The organism is Rummeliibacillus sp. GQ308, assembly GCF_059759115.1.
The window spans coordinates 73,342-95,951 of record NZ_JCAXDQ010000002.1 but is presented as its reverse complement, the minus strand read 5'-3'; the positions used below and the strand labels follow the sequence as shown (position 1 = coordinate 95,951).

Below are 22,610 nucleotides of genomic sequence, written 5' to 3'. Positions count from 1 at the left end.
CTCATTCACAATCCTTTTTCTATTAGATACATAGAAAAGACCAGAGAATACAAATCTCTGGTCTTTTCTTTTTAATTATTCAGCTGCTGCTTCTCTTGAGAAACGTTTTTTGTAACGTAAAACGAAATAGCCGCAAGTAATGATTAAGAATACAACCATGCAGGAAATTAATACAACTGCATTAAAGGCAAAGAAGCTCATATCGCCTGTGGAGATGGCTGCTCTAAACCCTTGGATTGAATACGTCATCGGTAAGAATTTATTAAATACTTGTAATGGTTTTGACACTAATTCTAATGGGAATGTACCCGCACTTGTTGTTAATTGCAATACTAGGATAATGATCGCAATAAAACGGCCTGGATTATCTAGGATGGAAACAAGCATTTGAATTAGTGCTAAGAATGTGTAGCTTGCCAAAACAGTCATGAATATAAACGCTGGTACATTGACTACCTCTATTTTTAGGAAAAATAAAGCGATAATGACAACAAGTGTCGATTGAACCAATCCAACAACAGCTAAAACGGATACTTTACTTAAGAACCAAGAAAAGCCGTTTTTCGGTCTGATTGCTGCGTCTACAAATGGATAAATAATCGACAGCATGAGGGCTCCAACGAATAAGCCGAGAGAAAGCATAAATGGAGCAAAACCTGTACCATAGGTTGGTACTTTATTTACTTCTTGTTTCTCTACTTCGACCGGTTCGCCGACCATATCATACGTTTTTTGATTTGCTTTAATTTTAGAAGCTTGGTCATGGGCATCTGCTAGTTTACCTTGCAGTTTATCCGCACCGTCTTGCAATTCGCCTGCACCTGATGCAAGCTGGCTAGAACCATCAGATAGCTGTGCTGATCCGCTGACTAATGATTTGGTACCGTTGCTTAATGTATCTAAACCTGTTGCCAGCTGGCCTGAGCCTGTTTGCAATTGACCCATTCCGCCAACTAATGATTTGGTACCGTTACTTAATGTACCTAATCCTGTTGATAATTGACCTGAACCTGCTTGCAATTGACCAATACCACCAACTAATGATTTGGTACCATTGCTTAATGTACCTAATCCTGTCGTTAATTGAGTAGAACCATTTTGTAGTTTACCCATACCATTTGCAAGTGAGTTTGTGCCATTGCTTAGTGTACCAAGGCCTGAAGTTAATTTACCTGAACCTGTTTGCAATTGGCCTAATCCATTATCAAGCGAAGAAATACCTGTGTTTAACTGACCAGCACCTGCATCTAATTTTTTCGCACCTTCAATTGAACTGTTCCATTTGTCTGCAAGCTGGCTTGTGCCGTCTGCCAAATCTTTTGTTCCTGGGGCAAGTTCATTTGAGACGGATTGATTCATTTGATCTAGACCTTTCGATACATCTGCTGCGCCTTGTTTTAGTTTAGATAAGTCGTCTCCCGTACTTGGTGCATTAATGCTGCTTATACTTTGGTTTACTTGTGAAGTAACTTCACTTAGTTTTCCAGCTCCTGTATTCACAGTTGACGCATCTTTATCTACAGCATTAGCCGTCTGTAGCAATTCTTGTTTTTGCTCTGCCGGAATATCCATATTATTAATTTGTTCAATTAACTTTTTCGTATTGTTAGATAAAGATGAGCTATTAGCTGTCAGGTTGGTTGCTTTGCCATTTATATCTGCAACACCTGTTTTTAATGACTGGACTTGATTAGGAAATTCACCAATAAGATTCACCAGTTTTGTCACACCGTTTGAAACATACGCAGCTCCTGGCACTAATTGAGACAAGCTACCGCTTAATGTTGCCACGCCGTTATTTACCTTTTGTGCGCCATCATTTAAAGCTTTAATTTTAGGTGTATTGCCTTCTAACTCTGAAACATAGGTTTCTGTTCCTTTTTTCAAGTCAGATGAACCTGTCTGCAATTGAGTGGAACCACTCTTAGCTGAGTTGATACCATTCTGCAATTCTTTCGAGCCATTGATAGCGGATTGGGCACCGTCATTTACCTTATTCGCACCGTCTGCTGCTGAGTTAATACCATTTTCTAAATCCTTTGCACCAGTGGTTGCCGAATTCGCACCATCATTTAATTTATTCGCGCCATCTGCTGCTGAGTTAATGCCATTTTCTAAATCCTTTGCACCAGTGGCTGCTGAATTCGCACCGTCATTTAGCTTATTCGCACCGTTCGCTGCTGAATCCACGCCATTTTTTAAGTCGTAGGCGCCATTTTTGGCTGATTGTGCTCCGTTATTCAGTTTTGTGGAGCCTTCTTTTGCAGATTGAACACCTTCATTGAGCTGATTTGCGCCTTTATCCAGCTTGCCGGCACCTGTTGCTAGTTTGCCAGCACCATTGGCGGCATCGCCAAATCCATTGCCCATTTTCTTTATATTAGCAAATAATGTTTTTGCATAAGTTGCTGATACTTGTTTATTGACTTCTTTACGAACCAATTCGATTGCTGAATTCCCGATTTGGCTTCCCAAGAAGTTATACCCTTCATTTGGCCGGTATATGATCTTCATTTGTTCGGGATCATCTTCTAATAAAGAACCTGCATTTTTAGTGAAATCTTTTGGAATAAGAATTTCTAAATAATAATCGCGATTCTTCAAACCATCTTTTCCGGCTGAATCGGAGACTTCCTTAAACTTAAATTTATTGCTGTCGATTAACCTTTCGACAAGGTCATTCCCTAGGTTTTGCTTTTTGCCATCCAATTTTGCTCCAGTATCATCATTTACAATAGCTACTGGGAGTTCATCCAAGTGTGAGTATGGATCCCAATACGCCCATAAATATGTACCCGCGTAAATAATAGGAACAAATAAAATGGCGATGATAGCAACTAAAACCTTTTTAGAATGAAAAATTGCACTCCATTCTGCTTTAATCACGCTTTTAGTCCTCCTTAATACCAACTGACCCAATTGTTCAATTGGTCAATTTTATTCAAAAAGAATTAGGGCAAAAGCCCACGAAAAATAGTGTTTTGAAACAATGAAGCGATTTGGTCTTCGGTTAACTCTTTTTCATGTGTTTGACCCCAGTCGGCTACAAATGCAATATATGCTTTGTATAACAAATATGCAACAAGTTCAGAATCACATTCACGCAATTCCTTTTTTCCTATCGCAATATCAAATTTTTCAGCAATATAGGATACTATCTCACTTTCTACCCGTTCGAGCATAATTTTAACCGCTGGTGTTCGAAGTTCTTTTTCTTCCTCTACCAGCTTCGCATAAAGTTGATGCACCTCACGGAATTGCAGGATTTTCATCAATACACGGTGTGCATTATCTCTAAAAGGCAATGTAGGATCTATTTCAACCTCTACTTCTGCTTTCATTTCCAGTATCATTTTTAATACAATTTCCTGAAGCAGGATTTCTTTATTGGCGAAGAAAGTATAAATAGTTCCTTTCCCAACGTTTGCTAATTTAGCGACTTGTTCCATTGTAGTCGCTTTGTACCCAAACAGTGAAAAAGACTTGGAAGCCGCTTCTAGAATCTCTTGCTTACGATCCATTTTGTTTCTCACCTACTTCCCTCAAAAATAAAATTGACCAGAAAACATTTTCAGTCATCTGGTCAATAATACTACATCATATTTTTAGAATGTGCAACTATTTTTTTCAGCTATTAATGGTCGTCTTCATCCTTTTTAGAATGGTCCATATCCATCATATTCATATCCATTTTTCCATCATCTTTATCTTCTTTGACTTTGCTGAGGTCTGGTTTGCCTACAGTTATTTTTTTCTTTGGCATTACATGCAGGCCGCGTGCAGTAGTATGTGCATACATATAGTAAACACCATCATGGCTAAATTTAGTTGTTGCTTTATACACACCGTCTTTATCGAGTTCACCCATTAAAATTTCACTTTTATCACGGTGGCCTGATTCCCATACTTCAAATTTTACTTCGTCTGCATCGTCCACAGCTTTATCCGCTTGTGTAACGTGTGCCACTAATTCTATATCTTTCTTCGCCTTTACATGATCAGGTGTTTGGATATCCACCTTCACCTCTATAGCAGATTGGCTTGCATTTTTAGAGGCATCATCATTCTTAGATGTATCTGCATTATTGCATCCTGCTAGAACACCAGCAATGATCGCAACACTAATAAAAGCTTTTTTCATTTCTTTTCTCCTTTTAGAAAGAGTGTTCTCTTAGTAAAAACTCTATCCCTTAAGAGATAGAGTTAAGTTGTTGTTTAGGCATTCGCCAATGTTTTTTGTACAACATCTGCTAACGCGTCAATGAATAACGGGTGGTCGTTTGGCATTTTAGGGCGATGATAGTTAGCACCTAATTCTTCGCAAACTGTTTTACATTCATAGTCATTGTCATATAGCACTTCTAAGTGTTCAGCTACAAATCCAACTGGTGTATACACAAATGAACGGTATCCTTTGTTATTGTATAAATCACGAGTTAAATCTTGAACATCAGGTCCAAGCCAAGGATCTTTTGTTTGGCCTGCTGATTGCCATCCAAATTCCATATTCTTCACGCCAGTCCGTTGTTGCAGAATTTCAGCTGTTTCATGCAATTGATCTGCATATGGGTCACCCATTGCGATAATTTTTTCAGGAAGTGAGTGTGCACAAACGATTAAGCATGCTGTTTCACGTTCTTCATCAGACATTGTATCGAACTCTGCATTAATTTTTTCTGTCCAATATTGCAGGAATTTTTCTTCTTTATACCAGCTGTCAATCGTATGGATTGTTAGATTGCCCAGTTCAGCAGCTTTGTCTAAAGCTCTTGAGTTGTAAGACTTGGTAGAGAAAGATGAAAAATGCGGTGCAAGTACGATTGATACAGCTTCTGTAATGCCGTCATTGTGCATTTGTTCTACTGCATCTTCAATGAATGGCGCAATGTGTTTTAGACCGATATACAATTTGAATTCTGCATCATCTTGGACCTCATTTAAGCGTGCTTCTAACGCTTTACCTTGTTTTCTTGTTGTTTCTGCTAAAGGTGAGATGCCGCCGATTGCTTGATAACGGCTACGCAGGTCTTCAATATGCTCATCGCTTGGACGGTGACCGTGACGAATATGCGTATAGTAAGGAATTAAATCCTCTTCGCTATTTGGCGTTCCATATGCCATTACTAATAGTCCGATTTGTTTTTTCATAGTTAAGACACCTCATTTATATTTTTCTTTATGCTCAAATATAAAGGGATATAACAGTTTTCTTTCCCTTTAAATGCTTAGACGTTATTTTGCAGTGCTTGCGTTTGCTTTTACTATTTGTGCGCTGTATTCATGAATAAACGCTGTTAAACGCTTTAAGACATCCGGATTTACAGATGGGAATACACCGTGGCCTAAGTTGAAGATATGCCCAGGAACTTGTAATCCTTGGTCAATAATTTCCTTCGTACGATTTTCTAGTACTGACCAGTCAGCTAATAACAATGTAGGATCTAAATTACCTTGTACCGGTTTAGTAATGCCCATTTGGCGTGCCTCTTTAATTGGCAAACGCCAATCTAAGCCGACTACATCTACTGGAAGGTCATGCCACTCCATAGCTAGGTGGCTTGCACCAACACCAAACATAATCATTGGCACACCTTCGTCTTTCATTTCGTTAAAGATTTTTTCCATCACAGGTTTGATGAAGATGGAATAATCTTGTTGGCTTAATGCGCCTACCCAAGAATCGAAAATTTGGAACGCTTTCGCGCCTGCTTTGATTTGAGCTTTTAGATAAGCAACAATCATATCAGCCAATTTATCCATCAAGACAAACCATGCTTTTGGTTCTGATACCATAAAGGACTTTGTTAACGCATAGTTTTTAGAAGGGCCCCCTTCAATCATGTAGCTTGCTAGCGTAAATGGTGCACCGGCAAAGCCAATTAAAGGAACATCCAGCTGTTCTTCTGTTAAAAGTTTAATCGTTTCAAGCACATATGGTACATGTTCTTCAGGATGGAACTCTTGTAGCTTGCTGACATCGTTTGCAGTCCTGATTGGATTGGTAATAACCGGTCCGACTCCTTCTTTAATCTTCACGTCTATTCCCATTCCAGGAAGCGGTGTAACAATATCTTTATACAAAATGGCAGCGTCTACATTATAGTTTTCCACTGGCAAACGTGTTACATATGCGCATAGCTCCGGTTGGTGAGTAATCTCCTCTAGTGAATACTTTTCTTTAATCTTGCGATATTCCGGCTGCGAACGACCCGCTTGCCTCATATACCAAACTGGCGTGTACGCCGTTCTTTCTCCTCTCGCCGCGCGCAGGAGCGTATCATTAAATGTTCCCATGGCAAGTAATCTTCCTTTCATAATTAGTAAATTAGTTTGACTCGACATTCATATCCAATTTTATGATAGACGTTTATTTCAGACTTGTATAGTTCAACGTGCAATTTGTCAAAAAAACGTAGGAATTTGCGACATTATTTTGACAATGCCTTGCAATCAGCAATAGTCTAATGAACTTCGGCTCCCATTTCAGTCCTTTCTCACTTATACCCTTTAGTAACTGTTTCTATTATTAACTCACCTAGCAAACGTTTATACTTAAAGCTATTAGGGAATACATATAATAAAGTAAAGGTTTTCTCCAGCGCTTATTTTTTACTTTCATTAGGAGGAATAAATTATGTACGTATACTTAACTTCAGGCACACCGGAATTTATGGAAAGCATTCAACAAAAGCATAGCAATGAAAATATGATCTTACTTTATGGAGCCGACAAAACCGTCCTGCTTCATGAATCTGAGAAGAAAAGCGTCTTCGCCACGCCTAAAAGCTATGAGATTGTCCATCAAGTAGGTCAACTCGAACAAAATGGATTCTACGCGTTAAACTATATTCCTGTAAAAGAAGAAAGCCATCTTGTATTTGAAGATAACTTCTTAAAAGTAATCGAAAAACTGAAAGAGGAGCCAGGCTTTAATTCTTACCGACTATTACGACCACGTCCTTTCCAAGATGAAGCCTATATTTCTTTGACTGTGTGGAATGGTCCACATTCATTTGAAGCTTGGAAAGCAAGCCCCACCTACAAAGAAACCTTCGAACATCCCAAAAAGAATATCAATGGAGTGGATACAGGTAACATCTTTGTCAGCCATCCATACGTAAAAACATATACCACAACCAAACTAGAAGAAGAACAGGAAGAATAATAATAAAAAAGAAGATGGAAAGCGCCAACTGGCATTCCATCTTCTTTTAATTCATTTTACTTGCTCAAACGAAGGGTCATCTCCCCTACAACCCATACAATCAATGCTTGAATATAGAAGTAAGGCGTCATGATACCAGCAAGCCCAACAATGAGACCTTGGACAATGATGGTATAACGGACAATTTTTACGCTTGCTAATTGACGTGAATTGTCTGGTAAAGGAAACAGCATGTCCATTCGAAAATCGTTAGACGATGTGAGCGCTTGTTTCAGCTGAATAGCTGTAGCGAAGGCCATTGCACCGACAATTACGCCAATCACAATCGGCATATGGACAAATGCAGCTACTAAAGCGGCTATCGCCGTTAATCTTACCCATAGATAAAAGTGGTCATCTGTTCGAATAAATGTACGGAAAACTAAATATTCCTGCGTATTCTTTTTAGCATAAGGAATAACCCCATAAAGGAAATCCAACCATGCTCTCCGTTTAATACTGCCATGAATATGTGGTACGTCCGTGAAATAATTGGCAAATCGATAGATGCCCATCATGCGGTTTTCTTCCAATTTAACAAAATGCTCATATGGGAATGGCAATTCCTTCATTTTGTTACGCCAGTTAATTGGATACACTACTAGAATCACTACCAGCACAACAATCGGTATGATTTGCACAGAAAGAATAGAACTGATGAGAACCCCAGAAATAATCATGCGTACAAGACGGTCTACCCAGGCATAATGGCCTTTGTATGCCCATCTATACATAAACTCACTGTGTACATTCCAGTATTTTATTAAGAGTGCTGCTACTAATCCAACAAATATGAGAGATGGCTTTAATCCTGCCACTTGTCGCAGCATCGGCCATGTTACTAGATAAAGAGCCAGCACCAAGATCATTTGGGAGCTGAACGTATACTTGAGCGCCTTTTTAAAATACAGGGGCAACTTCGTTTCAAGTGGCAATAAATAGACTTCATCAGGCTTTCGTATTAAGGTAACTGGACGGCTTAAACCGACCACTAGACCAATAATAGCACCTGTCAGCCAAATGGCAGGAAAATCGCTAGAAGCTGTTTTAAGCCATTCACTGTATTTATAGCCACCCGCTCCAAGAACGAACATTATGACAATCGCCAAATGTCCGGTAAAAACGTATCGCATGTATTTTTGGATTTCGCCCATATAATGGCCAAATCGCACGCGCCACACATCAAGCAAATTATTCATAATGCTGCTCCTTTGTCATCGCGATGTATAAATCATCGAGCGTAGCATGAGGCATATTGAATGCTTGGCGCAAATCATCCATTGTGCCATGAGCCCGTAGATTGCCGTTATGCAACAACAAAATCTTATCGCAATATTTCTCAGCAGTCGCCAGCACATGCGTAGACATTAAAATAGAAGCTCCCTCTTTTTTCTTTTCATCCATTTGGTCGAGCAATGATTGGATTGCTAATGGATCCAAGCCAACAAACGGCTCATCGATAATATATAGTGATGGATCTACTAAAAAGGCGCACATAATCATCACCTTTTGCCGCATCCCTTTTGAAAAATGAGATGGGAACCAGTTCAGTCTTTTTTCCATTCTAAATTCTTTTAATAGCGGTTCTACACGTTTGTCCCTTGTTTCAGCGTCAATTCCGTATGCCATTGCCGTTAATTCAAGATGCTCTTTCAATGTTAGCTCATCATAAAGAACGGGGGTTTCTGGAATATAGGAGAATGATGAACGATAGGTTTCTATATCATCCTTAATGGAAACGCCATTAAGCAATATTTCACCCTTTTGCGGCGTCATCAAGCCAATAATATGCTTAATTGTTGTACTTTTACCCGCACCATTAAGACCGATCAATCCAACTAACTCTCCTGGTTCAATTGCAAAAGATAAATCATGAATTACAGGCTTTCTTGTATAGCCGCCCGTTACTGACTGTAATTGTAATACCGTCATTTCTACGTCACTCCTATTCTTCTTCTAGTTTAGCAAAAATTCTTCTATCTATATAGAACAAACTAAGGGCTTTTCAACGAATACGCTGCTATTTTCAATCTAAATAACGCATTCTTCAGAGCGACAGATCTAATTATCGGCCGCTTCTCTTCCCACTGGAAGAACTCTAACCCAATTTTACTTCATTCTATATAAGAGTTCCAAATATGGTAAAATGAAAAGCAAATTAGTGAAAGGTGTGTTATTATGAGCGATTGTTTATTTTGCAAAATCATTGACGGCTCTATTCCAAGTACAAAGATTTATGAGGACGAATATGTCTATGCCTTTATGGATATCATGCCATTAACAAAAGGCCATACATTGCTTATCCCAAAAGAACATGTGAAAAATGTGTATGAAATGTCTGAAGAAACTGCAGCCAATCTTTTTAAAGTAGCACCGCGTATAGCAAATGCTATCAAAGATAGTTTCCAACCTGCAGGGATGAATTTATTGAACAACTGCGAAGAAGCGGCCGGCCAAAGCGTCTTCCATTTCCATCTGCACTTTATACCAAGATATGATGAAACGGATGGATTTAAAACAACTTGGATTACAAAAGAAGATGAGTTTGCTCCAGAAATGTTAAAAACATTAGCAGACGAAGTAATCGCGAATTTGAATAAATAAATCTTTCAAGGATCCCCCCTTGCCTTTTAACGATGGCAATTGTAAAATCAATATAAGTTTTCGCTTTCGATCAGGAGGATACGAAAGGAGAACGAGAGTTGAGTTTAGTCAATAGAATAGGAGAGATGAGAGTTGAAGACAAAAAATCTTGTGTTAATGGCATTGCTTGTAGGGATCGGTGCCGCATTGTATGTGGTGATTCCAGGTTTTAATGGAGGCATGAAGCCAGATTTCATGCTGACCATGATGTTAATCGGAATATTATTGTTCCCCCGTCCAAAAGAAGTATTTCTGCTTGCCATTGCAACAGGTGTCATTTCGGGGTTATTTTCTACTTTCCCTGGAGGTTTTGTACCGAATATTATCGATAAAATTGTCACAGCCATTATTATTTATGCGGCAGTGGCTTTACTGAAAAAGGCAGCCCATAAACTCCCTGTATCAACAATTCTAGTGGGAGTTGGCACAATTGTATCTGGTAGCGTGTTCCTTAGCACTGCTATTTTCCTTGTAGGTGCAAAGGTTCCATTTACACTGCTTTTCCTAACAGTTGTATTGCCGGCTACAGCGATGAATATAATCGCTTTTATCATCATCTATCCAATTATCGTGAACTTAGTGAAGCGATCTAATTTTATAACAGCTATAACGAAAGCATAAAAAAGGGCTAACCCAAATGGGTTAGCTCTTTTTAATAATAATTATAGTTTTGATGTCGTCTCAGTTTCCTTCAGCAACCATTTAAACCACTTGCCGTGTCCTTCTGTTTCAGCAATTGTCTGCTGGTGTTCTACTCCGTTCAAGTAGTAATCGAGGTGTAAGTTGCGATCTTGGATATTGTTGTAGATATGAAAAACATCCCGTTCCTGACCAATGGATTTCACAATACTTAAAAGTTGTTCTTTTGTCTCCTGTGGCATTTGGTTAGCTACATGTGTATGAAATAAACAGATCGTACTATTTGTTGGAATTTGGCTCACAAGATCTCTCAATAACGAAACGCCATCCCCTTCCACCAATTGAACAGGACATTCTTCAATATAACTGGCAGCACACACAAACATCGCAAGTCTTTCTTTGTGCTCTGGCCATATGAGCGACTTAAGCCATATATATTCTTCCTCATCCATTAAATCGACTGTATTTAAATCAATTCCTACTCTTGATGAAACAGGTGGAGGTGTTGAGGAAACATGAGGCGCCATCTCGCCTTTTAAGACTGAGGTGATATGTAACCTTGACTCTATATTTCCAAAAACTTCATCTTCTTTATAGGAATAGGCGTACTGATCCCAGAGAAGTTGCAAACCGGCACTTGTACCAATTTCAATAAGCGCTAAGGGTTTTTGTGACTTTTCATAAATAAAGCTAAACACAGGATAAAGATAAGCGCATCTTCGCACTTCATTCGTTTGAACCATTTTCGTCTGCAACAGATGAATAATGTCATTTTTATGTTGCACACAAAACTCTTTAAAGTAATCGAATGCTTCATTAGGTAATTTCGCTTCAACCACAATGCTAGGATAAAACTCTTTTAATTTATGTTCGGTCCCTTTTAATAAAAGATAATGGACTGCTCCAAATAATAAATTAGGAACAGGCTGTCCACTTCGCGCATGTGTGCACAATTCTAGGAGTTCATCATCCTTTGCAATGGCCAATGAAAGTGTTTTATATAATTCACTGGAGTCCTTACATTCTGTTTCGGCAAAAGTAATAAATCTTTGGGATAATCTTTTTAACATATCGTTATTTTGCATAAATAATTCCCCTTTAATAAAACTATTATTTTTGCAAATCACTTTGGGCTAATTCCCTTTGCTTTCTTTATAACTTCTAGAATAAATGGCTCTTTTGCTTTCGTATATGCAGGTCTATCATACTTATATTTTTCCGCTAGCACTTTCTTCAATCGAGCGTATTGTAAAAGTTCTGTGGGATGGGTTCTTAAATAATCCCGAAAGAGAATTTTGTTATTCCACTCACCGCTATTGTACTTATAGACATGCAGATGATGTGTCCCCGCTCTCCGTGCCCCTTTTCTAAAAAACCTGCGATTCGGAAATTCCTTATGTTCAACATATTCATAGCCTAATTTCTCTAACGGCCGTATGAACTCATCTACCTCTTCCAAGTCTCTTACGGCAACCATTATATCCAATATTGGTTTTGCTTCTAATCCTTTGATAGAAGTACTGCCGAAATGTTCGATTACAATGTTTTTATCGTTGAATACTTTTATTAAATCTATCTTTTCCTGTTCATACATTCTTGGCCAATCGGCATTATATTCTTCGATTACTACTTGTTCATCCATGAAAGATTCTCCTTATTTTCATTTAATGCGACACTAGCTTTTCATTACATTCAGCGGTAAGAATAGAATCCTCATTTCTAAAAATGCAAATTATCAATGGACGTATTATTATTTTTCCATCTAAACCCCACATTTCTACTTACCCCTAGAGGTTAGCTCGTTTGACAAACTTTCTTATAATAGATAAGAGTTATACAATCATTTATTTTCTTGCTGAAGCCTGTCTGCTTATAGCCAATCTTTTCGTACAAATAACAGTTTCTCTCTTCCTCTACTATCGTCGCTAATTCCCAACTAACAGCCTGTGGATACATTTCTTCAATTATATGAATCGCCTTCTGTGCAATACCTTTCCCTTGATATGTAGGTAAGATGAACATAGGGCTAATCCAAAATTGTGTTTCTTCTTTCCACGAAATACATATAGCCCCTACCATCTTATTGGCAGCTAAGATTTTAAAAAAGCTACCATCCTCTCTATTGATTCTTTTTAATACTTTTTCCATGCTTTCATTTGCTGGATTGATTTCATCGTCTTTGTATTTCTCTAGCAATGGTTTAAATGCTGCTACTTGCATATTAAAAATAGCTTGTGCATCATTATCTGTTGCCTTTACTAGGTTAATCTCCATCCTTTCACCCACTTATCAATTTAATTAACTTCATTCACTATGACTGTGTTAATAAGTCTCTATTAAATAAAGCAGTTGAATAAAAATTCCGGTTTACGATATTCTTTGTTATTTGTCTGATTACTTTTGAATTCCGTAGTGTATCATCAGGCATAGCTAAAATTCCCTTTGAATGTACCCACCTAAAATTAGTAAAAGCTTCTTCACTTATGTTAACTTCTCCACTTACAATTTCTCCTATGAAGTGGAATAAAATAACCTGATCACTTGAATCACTTGTGAAGTTATAAACGCCAGTTGCAAGAAGTAATTCCACATCTAATCCTGTTTCTTCTTTAACTTCTCTTATGGCAGCGGCCATAATATCTTCATTTTTTTCTATTCGACCCGAAGGAAAATTCCATTGATTTATTCCAGAATCTCTTTTTTCTTCAATCATTAATAATTCCTTATCTTTTATAATCGATACACTAACAACTAAAATCATATATTTCTCATCTCATTTATATTTTAGTTTTAACACTTCACCTTTAAATTCCTTTGTTAGTACGTAATTCCACAATCGTTCCTTCAGGTGCTTTCACCTTACATAAAGATCCATTTTCGACATGATAGATGATTTCCTCATCCTTCAAAATAAAATGGGATTTCAATTCTTTTAATCGCTCGACTTCTAGTGGAAGGTTTTCCACCCATAAACAGAAATGAACTAATCCTTCACTATTCGAATTAGCCGCGACTAGCTTTTCACCAAACTTGCCTGTTTGTAATTCGATATAAAAGTCACCTAACTTCAACCAAGTATTAAATGCTCGTCCATGAAATTTTGGTGTTTCCTCAACCACTTCAAACCCTAAGGCCTTTGTATAAAATTCTAAGCTTTCTTTATATGTATTAGTTTGTATACACAAATGGTGTATATAACGTTTAAGCATGAAATCTTACTCCTTTTTCTTGTATGTATTCTAATTAAGACTGAAAGGGCTAAAAAATTAGCCCTGTCTATTTATAATTTAATACGCTTGTTTCTTATTATTGAGTAGTCCCATTAGAGTGCCGATCCATGTTCCTGCAAGAACACTTACAGCAGTAAATAAGTAACCCAATCCATCCCACCCACGAACAAAATATATACTATAAATTACTAAACCGATACATATTAAACTCAATATAATTGAAACGGAATATAAAGTTTTTCTAGATACCTTGTGGGCAATAAAGTAAACAACCATAAGAAATAGAATCCCTAGAACCAAAATAGGCGTCCATCCCGCCAGCATTAATGTACTCATTTTTATCACCTCCATTATTATTCTATTCTGTCATCCTGTTAAACGAACCTAGCACAGAGATTCAGGAATCGGTTAAGTGCTGATCAAAGAACACCTTTACTCTTCGCCACGCATCAAATTGTGCATGTGCATTATCTTTTGGATTTCCACCAAACAACAATTGCATTCCGTTCCCATAAGGGAGAACCAATTGAGTGGTTGGTAAACCAGGAGGGCCAAAAGAGTGTCCTGCTTCTGGATAATTGATATGCTCATAATCATAAGGATGATTGTGTTCTTTTAATCTGGTTATCACTTTTTCTGATAACAAATCTGAAGGCCATAGCTGGTCATCCCCACCTGAAATCAAAAGAACTGGTCCCTTAATATTTTCTACTTCTATTTCTGCCTCTTTCTCACCCACTGCCCAAAAGTGGTAAGTTTTGCGCCATGATATAGGCTTTCCTGCTTGTTTTGCCTGTCGAATTTCTTCGCCAACTTCTTTTGGCACCTCACCATAAGCAAAGGGAAATGATTTCCCTTTAAATTGCCATGAAGGAACGCCAATGGCTGATTGCCCGATCCCTGGATAAATAACGCCACTTGGCACAAAGCCTACAACTGCCTTGATAGACGGGAAAATGGAAGCACTTAACAGGGCTAGTTCACCGCCCCTAGACGTTCCCATTAACCCAATTCTTGTATCGTCTACCTTTGGGTAATCAGTCAACCAATCAATGGCTTTCTCAATGTAATCCAAAGGGATATCTATTAGCTCTTTTGGTAAATCTTCCATACCAAAATACGCCAAAGCTAATGTATTAAAACCATAGGAAGCTAACAATGCGGCATTACTCTCTCGCAATCCACCCTCTGATCCGCCTAATACAATGATGGTAGGGAGTGGACCGCTCTTTGAATGACAAAAGAATGTACCAATCAGCCCTCGTTCACGTACTGGAATTCTATCCGCTGCTGGAGAAACTATATGACGCGTAACAGAATGAGTGGCTAAGATTTCATGTTCCTTCATGACCGTTATTTTTGTTTCCAATGGCTGTAGAGGCGTTTTTCTCTTTGGCTCATAAGTCAGCGGAATCATTGACCAAAAAAGCCCCATTGCATCAGGCGCAGAATAAGTACCTGATAGCGGCTGTGCTTTCGCCAAGTTAATTTCTCCTTTGGAATCAGACTTGAATTCTGCAAAAGATTGCCAGCTAGTTCCAAGGTTATCCCTCATTTTTGCTTCGACTGTTACAACCTGATGGGGTGGAAGGTTTGAAATTTGGATTTCTAAAGATGTATCTAGTAATGAACTATTTTGTGCAACATGTATTACTGGATTCATTGCTTTCCTCCTATGTAAATTTCGTTAGCTGTCATGATCCACTAGTTTTTATGTGCTCCTATCATATGTCTCGTATCAAATAATAATGAAATCAATGACTCGTGGTATGGAATAAATTGGCCCTCCGAAATTAAATGAAAAATGTCTTCTTTAGCTGCCCACTTTACTTGGCTTACTTCTTCAGTTGGCAGTGGAAGTTTCGGGAGGTCTACATCTGTTTCAATCACATAGTAATCATCAAATCCATACTCGAAGTTAACTGTTACAGAAGGGCGCAGTTTTTGAAGATTAAGCACAAGACCAATCTCCTCTTCCACTTCTCTTTCTGCAGCCTGTTGGCTTGTTTCCCCTGCTAATGCGCTGCCGCCCACCGTAAGATCCCACATGTTCTGCCAATCATCCTTATCCGGCTGCCGCTGTTGAATCAGCATTTAACCTTGCTGATTAAAAAGACATACATGTATAACTAAATGAAAGTCCCCCTGCTCAAAAGCATCACCGCGCCTCATCTGTTTACCTGTCAGCTTTCTGTCTTTGTCGTAAACATCCCACATTTCCATGCAGATTCCCCCGTCCGATCGTAATTGGTACAAGTTTATACAGGTTCTCCATTAAATACTTTTAGACTTATCAGGTTAATTTTACGTCTGATAAACATTTCATACTATTTATAGAATTCCGGAGGCTTTCGGCACTTAGTAGCTTGTTCAAAAGCAAAAGCTAGTTTGATTAAGACATCTTCACTAAAGGCAGTGCCTGCAAAAGTTATACCAAATGGTCTTCCACTTTCCATATATCCCGCAGGTATAGCTATGGATGGATAACCTGCTTTAGCACTTATGGTAGACCCAATATATGAAGGAAAGACAATAGCATCCAGTTCATATTTTTTCAACGCATGGTCAATTCCTTGTTCTTGAGAAAAATATATATCATCTATTTTCGACAATAAATATTCAGGATTTCTTAACGTGTTAGAGATATCTTCTCTTTGTTCCAATTTATCCTGACCATATTTCAATGCTTTTTCTTTGATACTCTTATTAAATTGTATTAATTCAGATATTGAGTGAACAGGAATATAAGCTGGTAATTTAGCAAGATAATTGTTTAAACTATGCTTTAATTCATACATTGAGACACCCCAATTCCATTCTCTATAAAAAGACGGAATTTCTATATTCTCAATAATTTCAGCTCCTTGTTCAATCATTAACTGAATAGAATTATTAAATAATCGTTCATCATATTCCTCTGACTCTTTGTATTCTTCAGAAATGTTATTAAACATACCGATTCTAGCACCGAATAATCCTTTTGAATCTAAGCACCCTGTATAATCTTGTTGTGAATTCCCTTCACTTTTATAGGTGGCAATATCATTTTCATCTGTCCCTGTTAAGGTACCAAGTAAAATGGCCGCATCTGTAACAGTGCGTGCGAATGGCCCCGCCGTATCCTGTGAGTATGTAAAAGGCATAATGCCACTTCGACTAATTAAACCGACAGTTGGTTTAATACCAACTACGGAGTTTTGAATAGCCGGGCTAAGGATGGAGGCATCAGTTTCTGTTCCTACCGATAACACTGAAAAATTCGAGGCAACCGCCACTGCAGATCCTGAACTGGAACCCCCAACAAATAGCTTAGGATCACCATAAGGATTTAATGTTTGTCCTCCTCTAGAACTGTATCCTGCCCACATATCACTCGACACGGCATTGGCTAGCTCTGTCATATTTGTTTTACCTAAAATAACAGCACCTGCTTCACGGAGCTTCTTCACCAGAAATGCATCCTGCCTAGCTAAATGATTTTCTAAGGCAATTGTTCCTGCACTCGTATGCATGGAATCTTTTGTTTCAATATTATCTTTGATGACAACTGGAATACCATGTAATGGTCCCCTAGCACCCTTTAGCTTTCTTTCATTATCTAACGCTTCAGCTATAAATATGGCTTCTGGGTTTATTTCAAGCATAGAATTGATGGTTGGCCCGCTTTGGTCATACTTAGCTATTCGATATAAATAGTACATTACGAGCTCTTTTGAAGTTATTTTATCTTCACTCATTGCTTCTTGAATTTCATTGATAGTGAGTTCTTCTTTTAAAAAACTTTTAAACCTTATATCCATGCTAGTTCTTCAATCCCTAAGTTTTTGTACCACTTCATCGACATTCTCCCATTCATAAATCAATTCATTCAACATTTTCCCGCCAATTTGAATTTGGACTTTTCTGATTAATTTAGCGCCATAATGTTCATAAAATAGGCGAGTTTTATTTTCTTTTAGGACCTCTACAAAAATTCTTTCATAACCCATTTGGATAAAATGTTTGAATAGTTCATTCATCAGCAACTTCCCAATGCCTTTTCCCTGATACTCCTCTAAGATATAAATGGTGGTCAGATCACATGCGTTTTCCACCAGGTTGTCTTCTCTCTTCCATGCGTCTGCAAATCCTACAATTTGTCCTTCATTATTGACCGCAACAATGACATATTTATCTTCACTTGCAATATTTTTCTCCCATAACTCTGTACGTTTTGTATACGACAAATTATTTAGAAAGCCCTCTGGAATAATGTCTTTATAAGTTGTTCGCCAGCTATCCACGTGAACTTTTGCAATTCCTGATGCATCATTCGATTGTGCCCTTCTTATTTCCATGACTCTACCTCTATTCATATAGAATTACGACTGATCCTTGAATGAAAGCTGTTCCCCGATTTCTAACATTCAATTACAATTTGCACTAAAAATCCCCTAACAATAAAAAAATCGACAAGATCTACTAATATATAATATTCGAATTTAATCTATATAACTCCTGCTAATTAATAGGATTTTTTTCCAAATTACATTCCTTTCGACTTAAAGGTTATTAAAGCACTACAATTATATCTGTAAATACGATATAATCTGTATACACGATATAAAGGGAGTGCATTCTATATGATTCAAGACATAAATAAATATTTTACTAATATTTATTTCTATTTACACCCTAACCAAGAGGAAGCTATTTCCCACCGAAGTGTTCGTATTTTGCAAATTGTAGAGAAAAAACAATTTGTCACAATCCGTGATATTGCAGATCATCTGACAATTTCACATAATACCGCTTCGGAGCATGTGAAAAAGTTAGTAGATAACGGATGGATCCATAAAGAAAGGTCCATTGAGGATCAACGAAAAGTCTATCTCCATTTAACTGATAAAGGGAATGCTATTTTGAAAAAGAACACGGAACTAGACGAAGAAAAATTGCAAGACGCGCTTAATAAATTAACAAGCGATGAGAGAAATAAGATAGTTGAAGCGTTTCAGCTATTAAGTGAGGTATCCAAATAAATGTACTTATTTCTAAAAATTTTAAGTTCAGCAGTCATTATTGGCGTTGTTACAGAATTGGCAAGACGATTCCCTTTATACGGAGGCATTGTAGCTGCATTACCATTGATCAGTATTTTAAGTATTATTTGGCTAACGATTCAAGGAGAAGCTACGCATACAATCAATAAATTTACACTCGGTGTTCTGGCAGGTTTTCCGGCAACTGCGATTATGCTGTTTGTCATATATATCTCCTTAAAGCATTCTTTACATCTTGCATTGGCATTATCATTAGGGATAGCTGTGTGGGGCGTATTTTTAATCGGACAAAAATTTATCATAGGCGCTTTTATTTCATAGTGTACATATGAAAGTTTAACTGTGAAGACCTGATTCTCTTTTCTCTACCTTCCAGTCCAAAAAAATAACAATTTATTTTTCTAAAAACATGTTTTAATATAGTATATAAAGGAAATGAATATAATAATGAAAGGAGACTGAATACTATGAAAATCTCTAATTTCTTACTTGGCATGACTACTGGCCTATTAGGAGGGGCAGCAGCTATGCTTTTCACAACACCTCAATCTGGCAAGGACTTTCGCAAATCTCTTTCAGATACAAAAGATTCAATGAATGCACAACTACAAGACCTAAAAACGCAGGTTCAAAATATGACAGACTCTATTAAAACAATTAAAGAAGAATCAAAATCAACTATCCCGCACTTTGTGGATGATGTAAAATCTTCCGTTAATGAATGGAAACAAGAAACAACACCTGTTCAAAACAAATTGCAAAGCGATATTAAATCATTGCAAAGCTCTGTTGAAGAAATTCAACAACAAGTGGAAGAATTTAAAAATCGTAAAAAGAAATAATTTACTTGGGCAATATAGTATTACAAAAAAATTTCCTTCTTTAATATTTTCGAATTTCATTCTATACTACTTATGAAAATGCTATAATATGAAGAAATGACGAAAGTGGTGATCGCTATGTCTGAAGAAATGATCGCGGCTAAAGAAGCCATGCTTTATTCACAACGTATTGCCCAATTATCCAAGGCTCTTTGGAAAGCCGTGGAAAAGGATTGGCAAGCATGGATTAAGCCCTACCGGTTAAATATTAACGAGCATCATGTATTGCTTATTGCAAACAATCTAAAAGGCGCTTCTATCTCGGATATTGCTAAGTTCGGCGTTATGCATGTTTCGACGGCTTTTAATTTTTCGAAAAATTTAGAAGAGCGCGGCTTGCTGTCATTTTCAAAACGCGATAATGACAAACGAAATACATATGTTGAACTAACCGAGAAAGGCCACGAATTACTTTTAGAACTGTATGGAAACTTTAATCATTCGAGACATACTGTGATCGATGGTTCTATCCCTCTAAGAGAGTTGTATGGCGAATTTCCACAATTTTTCGAATTAATCGCCCTAATTCGTAATATCTACGGCGATGATTTTATGGAGATTTTTGAGGTTTCATTAAAGAAGATGGAAGATTGACTTTATATCCAATATCATGCCTTTTACTGGGATGATATTGGATTTATTTTTTTCGAAATAAATGGTGGAATTTTGTAGATTTATGTACTTTTTCTAATGCCAAATTCCTGTGCATTGTAGACGATGTTGAGACGTAAAAAATTCATCTTGATTTTCTATATAAAAAGCTTTACTGTATGTATCTAAGCTTTTTATTCGTATAGAAAAGGAGATGCTAAGAGGTGCACTGCTGGAAACACATTAATGTCAAAAAACAATACGGCCATCATCGACTATTTCTTTTCTCAGCTATATTTATGTTACTGGCCTTTTCTTTCTTTTATATTACGATGACTGCCTATCGGGACAGTCCAGTGACAGATCGATTATTCCCATTATTTTTGGCTGGTTTTTTAATGGTTTACCCGGCACATAAGTTACTGCACTTTTTACCATTGGCTCGTTGCCACAATCGGTTGCGCTTTAAGCTTGAAAAGCAATTTGGTGTTATTCCTTTGCTCTCCATTCGTATTACCGAACCCATTATTAAACTACGCTATATGATTGCTTTGACGATTCCTTTTGTCGTGCTCAATAGCATACTCATTATGGGTGGCTTGATTTATTCGACTTACCGTCATTATTTCGCCATTTTATTGGCCTATCACTGTGGTTTGTGCGTAATCGATTTGCTGTATGTAAAACATTTAATCCATTCACCTAAAAAAGCATTTATAGAAGAGACAGATAAAGGCTTTGAAATTTTGATTTCCTATGACAATGAGAGTGAAACTGTCCTAAGCAGAAACTTTACTCATCTTCCATGATTTTTGCTTGTTTCTTTTTTCTACTTTTTTGTGGAGCATAAAAAGGGAACTGGCTTGTCATATTTATCTCTCTTTTGTTATGCTTAAGGGGTATTAATAGAGGGGAGGAAAAGACTTGATCATCGCTATTGTCGTCCTATTCTCGGTATTCTATCTGTTCCAAATTAACCGCATGACTTTTACACTTTGCGCACAGAAAGAAATCCCCGAGGAGAAACAACCTAAAATTTATCGCACTATTAATGTACTGATCACAATCTTACTTGTATCATTTTACTTAGAAATGATGTTTACAGTTTAAAATAGACTATGCATGGTCATGAGTCTTTTCGTGCCTATAGTGTATAAGAAGAAAGCCGCTTACAAGTCAATGTAAGCGGCTTTTCCTTCTTCAATTAGTAGATGTAAGCTGCACCTACAATGATCAATAAAATGAAAAGAACTACCAATAAAGCGAAACCGGAACCGTAGTTACCGCCGTAGCCGCCGTGTCCTCCACCACTCATTCTTAGCACCTCCTTTGCTCATTTCTTTTATATCTTATTCAGTACTTTAAAACTTCTTTAGGCGATTTCCCCTGCAACCTTTTCCTTTTCTCATCGTTCTATGGTATAGTTACATGTGCATAAGTAGTAGGAACTCAAGTTGGGAGAGATTAGAAAGATGAAAAAAACTGTACTATCATTAACACTTGCAGCATCTGTACTCGCGTTATCAGCATGCGGAAATGCCGGAGATGAAAAAGTCGCAACTTCAAAAGTCGGCGATGTGACAAAAGATCAGCTTTACAGTGAAATGAAGGATTCCGTTGGTGAATCAGCATTGCAATTGATTGTCATTGAAAAAGTATTGAACGATAAATATAAAGTGTCTGATAAAGAAGTTAATAAAGAATACGAAAAACAAAAGAAAGAAATGGGCGAAAACTACGAACAAACGTTGGCAGCTCAAAATCTAAATGACAAATCATTCAAACGCAGCATTAAATTGAACCTTTTACAAGAAGCTGCTATGGCTGATGGCGTAAAAGTCTCAGAAGCAGATATGAAATCTTATTATGACGAGATGTCAAAAGAGTTGAAAGCAAGCCACATCCTTGTAGCTGATGAAAAAACAGCTAAAGACATCAAAGCAAAATTAGATAAAGGTGAAGACTTTGCTAAGCTTGCTAAGAAAAACTCTACAGATACTGGCTCAGCAGAAGCTGGCGGCGAACTTGGTTGGTTCGGTCCAGACAAAATGGTCCCTGAATTTACTAAAGCTGCCTATGCTCTTAAAAAAGGTGAAATCAGTGAACCTGTTAAAACATCATATGGCTATCACATCATTAAATTAGAAGATGAGCGCGATGCAAAAGTGAAAGGCTCTTATGAAGATAACAAAGCTGAAATTAAGAAAAAACTTCAACTTCAAAAAGCTGACCAATCACAACTGTTGTCAAAAGTATCTAAACTTGTAAAAGATGCAGACGTGAAAATTAAAGACAAAGACTTAAAAGACGCATTAGCTCAATTTAAAAGCTCAGCAGCTACAAAATAATGCATAAAAAGCCCTGGATCCATGATCCAGGG

General features: G+C 37.4%; 29 protein-coding genes. 10 read left to right on the top strand and 19 right to left on the bottom strand.

Annotated features, from left to right (window positions below):
* Window positions 1-75: 75 nt before the first annotated feature.
* From AC6CHJ_RS11660 to hemE, 5 genes are all read right to left on the bottom strand, one after another.
* Window positions 76-2,886: a YhgE/Pip family protein gene (locus AC6CHJ_RS11660; protein WP_498288669.1), complete on the bottom strand. Its 2,811-nt coding sequence runs from the start codon at window positions 2,884-2,886 to the stop codon at window positions 76-78.
* 65 nt (window positions 2,887-2,951) lie between these two features.
* On the bottom strand, window positions 2,952-3,521 hold the full coding sequence (locus AC6CHJ_RS11655; RefSeq protein ID WP_147196261.1) for a TetR/AcrR family transcriptional regulator: 570 nt from the start codon (window positions 3,519-3,521) through the stop codon (window positions 2,952-2,954).
* A gap of 113 nt (window positions 3,522-3,634) precedes the next feature.
* On the bottom strand, window positions 3,635-4,141 hold the full coding sequence (locus AC6CHJ_RS11650) for a FixH family protein (RefSeq protein ID WP_150285024.1): 507 nt from the start codon (window positions 4,139-4,141) through the stop codon (window positions 3,635-3,637).
* A 74-nt stretch (window positions 4,142-4,215) separates the two neighbouring features.
* Complete coding sequence (hemH, locus tag AC6CHJ_RS11645) at window positions 4,216-5,148, bottom strand: ferrochelatase (RefSeq protein WP_498288667.1); 933 nt, start codon at window positions 5,146-5,148, stop codon at window positions 4,216-4,218.
* An 84-nt stretch (window positions 5,149-5,232) separates the two neighbouring features.
* Window positions 5,233-6,294 (bottom strand): uroporphyrinogen decarboxylase, encoded by a 1,062-nt coding sequence (gene hemE, locus AC6CHJ_RS11640; protein ID WP_150285022.1) that lies wholly within the window; start codon window positions 6,292-6,294, stop codon window positions 5,233-5,235.
* A gap of 340 nt (window positions 6,295-6,634) precedes the next feature.
* Between hemE and AC6CHJ_RS11635 the strand changes: the two genes are divergently transcribed.
* Window positions 6,635-7,165 carry an antibiotic biosynthesis monooxygenase family protein gene (locus AC6CHJ_RS11635; RefSeq protein ID WP_498288665.1) on the top strand — a complete coding sequence of 177 codons (531 nt, stop codon included), beginning with the start codon at window positions 6,635-6,637 and terminating at the stop codon, window positions 7,163-7,165.
* A gap of 56 nt (window positions 7,166-7,221) precedes the next feature.
* Here the strand turns inward: AC6CHJ_RS11635 and AC6CHJ_RS11630 are convergent, their stop codons facing one another.
* Both AC6CHJ_RS11630 and AC6CHJ_RS11625 read right to left on the bottom strand, forming a co-directional pair.
* Window positions 7,222-8,403: an ABC transporter permease gene (locus AC6CHJ_RS11630; protein ID WP_150285020.1), complete on the bottom strand. Its 1,182-nt coding sequence runs from the start codon at window positions 8,401-8,403 to the stop codon at window positions 7,222-7,224.
* Entirely contained in the window at window positions 8,396-9,136 is a 741-nt protein-coding gene (locus AC6CHJ_RS11625; RefSeq protein WP_066789558.1) for an ABC transporter ATP-binding protein, read from the bottom strand. Before AC6CHJ_RS11625 ends, AC6CHJ_RS11630 begins: the two co-directional genes overlap by 8 nt.
* Window positions 9,137-9,382: 246 nt before the next feature.
* On the opposite strand from AC6CHJ_RS11625, the gene AC6CHJ_RS11620 reads away from it, so the two are divergent.
* Window positions 9,383-9,808, top strand: coding sequence for an HIT family protein (locus AC6CHJ_RS11620; protein ID WP_066789561.1), 426 nt, complete (start codon window positions 9,383-9,385; stop codon window positions 9,806-9,808).
* Between the two features lie 132 nt (window positions 9,809-9,940).
* A complete protein-coding gene (locus tag AC6CHJ_RS11615; RefSeq protein WP_498288663.1) occupies window positions 9,941-10,468 on the top strand; it encodes a tryptophan transporter in 528 nt (175 codons plus the stop codon).
* A gap of 41 nt (window positions 10,469-10,509) precedes the next feature.
* On the opposite strand, the gene AC6CHJ_RS11610 is transcribed toward AC6CHJ_RS11615, so the two are convergent.
* From AC6CHJ_RS11610 to AC6CHJ_RS11560, 11 genes are all read right to left on the bottom strand, one after another.
* On the bottom strand, window positions 10,510-11,571 hold the full coding sequence (locus tag AC6CHJ_RS11610) for a DUF2332 domain-containing protein (RefSeq protein ID WP_498288661.1): 1,062 nt from the start codon (window positions 11,569-11,571) through the stop codon (window positions 10,510-10,512).
* 38 nt (window positions 11,572-11,609) lie between these two features.
* A complete protein-coding gene (locus tag AC6CHJ_RS11605; RefSeq protein WP_498288659.1) occupies window positions 11,610-12,128 on the bottom strand; it encodes a GrpB family protein in 519 nt (172 codons plus the stop codon).
* Between the two features lie 152 nt (window positions 12,129-12,280).
* Window positions 12,281-12,760, bottom strand: coding sequence for a GNAT family N-acetyltransferase (locus AC6CHJ_RS11600; protein WP_498288657.1), 480 nt, complete (start codon window positions 12,758-12,760; stop codon window positions 12,281-12,283).
* Between the two features lie 37 nt (window positions 12,761-12,797).
* Complete coding sequence (locus AC6CHJ_RS11595; RefSeq protein ID WP_498288656.1) at window positions 12,798-13,247, bottom strand: NUDIX hydrolase; 450 nt, start codon at window positions 13,245-13,247, stop codon at window positions 12,798-12,800.
* Window positions 13,248-13,290: 43 nt separating this feature from the next.
* Window positions 13,291-13,695: a VOC family protein gene (locus AC6CHJ_RS11590; protein WP_150285013.1), complete on the bottom strand. Its 405-nt coding sequence runs from the start codon at window positions 13,693-13,695 to the stop codon at window positions 13,291-13,293.
* A 78-nt stretch (window positions 13,696-13,773) separates the two neighbouring features.
* On the bottom strand, window positions 13,774-14,052 hold the full coding sequence (locus AC6CHJ_RS11585) for a YesK family protein (RefSeq protein WP_498288654.1): 279 nt from the start codon (window positions 14,050-14,052) through the stop codon (window positions 13,774-13,776).
* Window positions 14,053-14,113: 61 nt separating this feature from the next.
* A complete protein-coding gene (locus AC6CHJ_RS11580) occupies window positions 14,114-15,379 on the bottom strand; it encodes an acyl-CoA thioesterase/bile acid-CoA:amino acid N-acyltransferase family protein (protein ID WP_498288652.1) in 1,266 nt (421 codons plus the stop codon).
* Between the two features lie 41 nt (window positions 15,380-15,420).
* The gene (locus AC6CHJ_RS11575; RefSeq protein WP_498288650.1) at window positions 15,421-15,810 is read right to left on the bottom strand and encodes an NUDIX hydrolase; all 390 of its coding nucleotides are present in this window, start codon (window positions 15,808-15,810) and stop codon (window positions 15,421-15,423) included.
* A complete protein-coding gene (locus tag AC6CHJ_RS11570) occupies window positions 15,811-15,939 on the bottom strand; it encodes a hypothetical protein (protein WP_498288648.1) in 129 nt (42 codons plus the stop codon). It abuts the gene before it with no gap.
* 104 nt (window positions 15,940-16,043) lie between these two features.
* Window positions 16,044-17,516 carry an amidase family protein gene (locus tag AC6CHJ_RS11565; RefSeq protein ID WP_498288646.1) on the bottom strand — a complete coding sequence of 491 codons (1,473 nt, stop codon included), beginning with the start codon at window positions 17,514-17,516 and terminating at the stop codon, window positions 16,044-16,046.
* Window positions 17,517-17,525: 9 nt separating this feature from the next.
* Window positions 17,526-18,053: a GNAT family N-acetyltransferase gene (locus AC6CHJ_RS11560; RefSeq protein ID WP_498288644.1), complete on the bottom strand. Its 528-nt coding sequence runs from the start codon at window positions 18,051-18,053 to the stop codon at window positions 17,526-17,528.
* Between the two features lie 285 nt (window positions 18,054-18,338).
* Between AC6CHJ_RS11560 and AC6CHJ_RS11555 the strand changes: the two genes are divergently transcribed.
* From AC6CHJ_RS11555 to AC6CHJ_RS11530, 6 genes are all read left to right on the top strand, one after another.
* Complete coding sequence (locus tag AC6CHJ_RS11555) at window positions 18,339-18,737, top strand: MarR family winged helix-turn-helix transcriptional regulator (RefSeq protein ID WP_498288642.1); 399 nt, start codon at window positions 18,339-18,341, stop codon at window positions 18,735-18,737.
* A complete protein-coding gene (locus tag AC6CHJ_RS11550; protein WP_251647594.1) occupies window positions 18,738-19,079 on the top strand; it encodes a DUF3147 family protein in 342 nt (113 codons plus the stop codon).
* 146 nt (window positions 19,080-19,225) lie between these two features.
* Window positions 19,226-19,600 carry a YtxH domain-containing protein gene (locus tag AC6CHJ_RS11545; protein ID WP_066789583.1) on the top strand — a complete coding sequence of 125 codons (375 nt, stop codon included), beginning with the start codon at window positions 19,226-19,228 and terminating at the stop codon, window positions 19,598-19,600.
* Window positions 19,601-19,717: 117 nt separating this feature from the next.
* On the top strand, window positions 19,718-20,233 hold the full coding sequence (locus AC6CHJ_RS11540) for an HTH-type transcriptional regulator Hpr (RefSeq protein ID WP_066789585.1): 516 nt from the start codon (window positions 19,718-19,720) through the stop codon (window positions 20,231-20,233).
* A gap of 221 nt (window positions 20,234-20,454) precedes the next feature.
* Window positions 20,455-21,039, top strand: a complete 585-nt coding sequence (locus AC6CHJ_RS11535) for a DUF3267 domain-containing protein (protein ID WP_066789587.1) — start codon at window positions 20,455-20,457, stop codon at window positions 21,037-21,039.
* A 115-nt stretch (window positions 21,040-21,154) separates the two neighbouring features.
* Window positions 21,155-21,340 (top strand): hypothetical protein, encoded by a 186-nt coding sequence (locus tag AC6CHJ_RS11530; RefSeq protein WP_066789589.1) that lies wholly within the window; start codon window positions 21,155-21,157, stop codon window positions 21,338-21,340.
* A 94-nt stretch (window positions 21,341-21,434) separates the two neighbouring features.
* Here the strand turns inward: AC6CHJ_RS11530 and AC6CHJ_RS11525 are convergent, their stop codons facing one another.
* Window positions 21,435-21,545, bottom strand: a complete 111-nt coding sequence (locus AC6CHJ_RS11525) for a YjcZ family sporulation protein (protein WP_147196225.1) — start codon at window positions 21,543-21,545, stop codon at window positions 21,435-21,437.
* Between the two features lie 157 nt (window positions 21,546-21,702).
* Here AC6CHJ_RS11525 and AC6CHJ_RS11520 point away from each other — a divergent pair, with 157 nt between their 5' ends.
* A complete protein-coding gene (locus AC6CHJ_RS11520; protein WP_446738992.1) occupies window positions 21,703-22,578 on the top strand; it encodes a peptidylprolyl isomerase in 876 nt (291 codons plus the stop codon).
* The last annotated feature ends 32 nt before the right edge of the window (window positions 22,579-22,610 follow it).

Coding starts and splice junctions, on each gene's coding strand:
- hemH (WP_498288667.1), bottom strand. CDS start 5,148: ATGAAAAAACAAATCGGACTATTAGTAATGGCATATGGAACGCCAAAT.
- AC6CHJ_RS11520 (WP_446738992.1), top strand. CDS start 21,703: ATGAAAAAAACTGTACTATCATTAACACTTGCAGCATCTGTACTCGCG.
- AC6CHJ_RS11595 (WP_498288656.1), bottom strand. CDS start 13,247: ATGATTTTAGTTGTTAGTGTATCGATTATAAAAGATAAGGAATTATTA.
- AC6CHJ_RS11655 (WP_147196261.1), bottom strand. CDS start 3,521: ATGGATCGTAAGCAAGAGATTCTAGAAGCGGCTTCCAAGTCTTTTTCA.
- AC6CHJ_RS11560 (WP_498288644.1), bottom strand. CDS start 18,053: ATGGAAATAAGAAGGGCACAATCGAATGATGCATCAGGAATTGCAAAA.
- AC6CHJ_RS11540 (WP_066789585.1), top strand. CDS start 19,718: ATGTCTGAAGAAATGATCGCGGCTAAAGAAGCCATGCTTTATTCACAA.
- AC6CHJ_RS11625 (WP_066789558.1), bottom strand. CDS start 9,136: ATGACGGTATTACAATTACAGTCAGTAACGGGCGGCTATACAAGAAAG.
- AC6CHJ_RS11580 (WP_498288652.1), bottom strand. CDS start 15,379: ATGAATCCAGTAATACATGTTGCACAAAATAGTTCATTACTAGATACA.
- AC6CHJ_RS11635 (WP_498288665.1), top strand. CDS start 6,635: ATGTACGTATACTTAACTTCAGGCACACCGGAATTTATGGAAAGCATT.
- AC6CHJ_RS11585 (WP_498288654.1), bottom strand. CDS start 14,052: ATGAGTACATTAATGCTGGCGGGATGGACGCCTATTTTGGTTCTAGGG.
- AC6CHJ_RS11570 (WP_498288648.1), bottom strand. CDS start 15,939: ATGGAAATGTGGGATGTTTACGACAAAGACAGAAAGCTGACAGGTAAA.
- AC6CHJ_RS11630 (WP_150285020.1), bottom strand. CDS start 8,403: ATGAATAATTTGCTTGATGTGTGGCGCGTGCGATTTGGCCATTATATG.
- AC6CHJ_RS11610 (WP_498288661.1), bottom strand. CDS start 11,571: ATGCAAAATAACGATATGTTAAAAAGATTATCCCAAAGATTTATTACT.
- AC6CHJ_RS11650 (WP_150285024.1), bottom strand. CDS start 4,141: ATGAAAAAAGCTTTTATTAGTGTTGCGATCATTGCTGGTGTTCTAGCA.
- hemE (WP_150285022.1), bottom strand. CDS start 6,294: ATGGGAACATTTAATGATACGCTCCTGCGCGCGGCGAGAGGAGAAAGA.
- AC6CHJ_RS11575 (WP_498288650.1), bottom strand. CDS start 15,810: ATGCTGATTCAACAGCGGCAGCCGGATAAGGATGATTGGCAGAACATG.
- AC6CHJ_RS11620 (WP_066789561.1), top strand. CDS start 9,383: ATGAGCGATTGTTTATTTTGCAAAATCATTGACGGCTCTATTCCAAGT.
- AC6CHJ_RS11600 (WP_498288657.1), bottom strand. CDS start 12,760: ATGGAGATTAACCTAGTAAAGGCAACAGATAATGATGCACAAGCTATT.
- AC6CHJ_RS11565 (WP_498288646.1), bottom strand. CDS start 17,516: ATGGATATAAGGTTTAAAAGTTTTTTAAAAGAAGAACTCACTATCAAT.
- AC6CHJ_RS11550 (WP_251647594.1), top strand. CDS start 18,738: ATGTACTTATTTCTAAAAATTTTAAGTTCAGCAGTCATTATTGGCGTT.
- AC6CHJ_RS11545 (WP_066789583.1), top strand. CDS start 19,226: ATGAAAATCTCTAATTTCTTACTTGGCATGACTACTGGCCTATTAGGA.
- AC6CHJ_RS11590 (WP_150285013.1), bottom strand. CDS start 13,695: ATGCTTAAACGTTATATACACCATTTGTGTATACAAACTAATACATAT.
- AC6CHJ_RS11605 (WP_498288659.1), bottom strand. CDS start 12,128: ATGGATGAACAAGTAGTAATCGAAGAATATAATGCCGATTGGCCAAGA.
- AC6CHJ_RS11555 (WP_498288642.1), top strand. CDS start 18,339: ATGATTCAAGACATAAATAAATATTTTACTAATATTTATTTCTATTTA.
- AC6CHJ_RS11525 (WP_147196225.1), bottom strand. CDS start 21,545: ATGAGTGGTGGAGGACACGGCGGCTACGGCGGTAACTACGGTTCCGGT.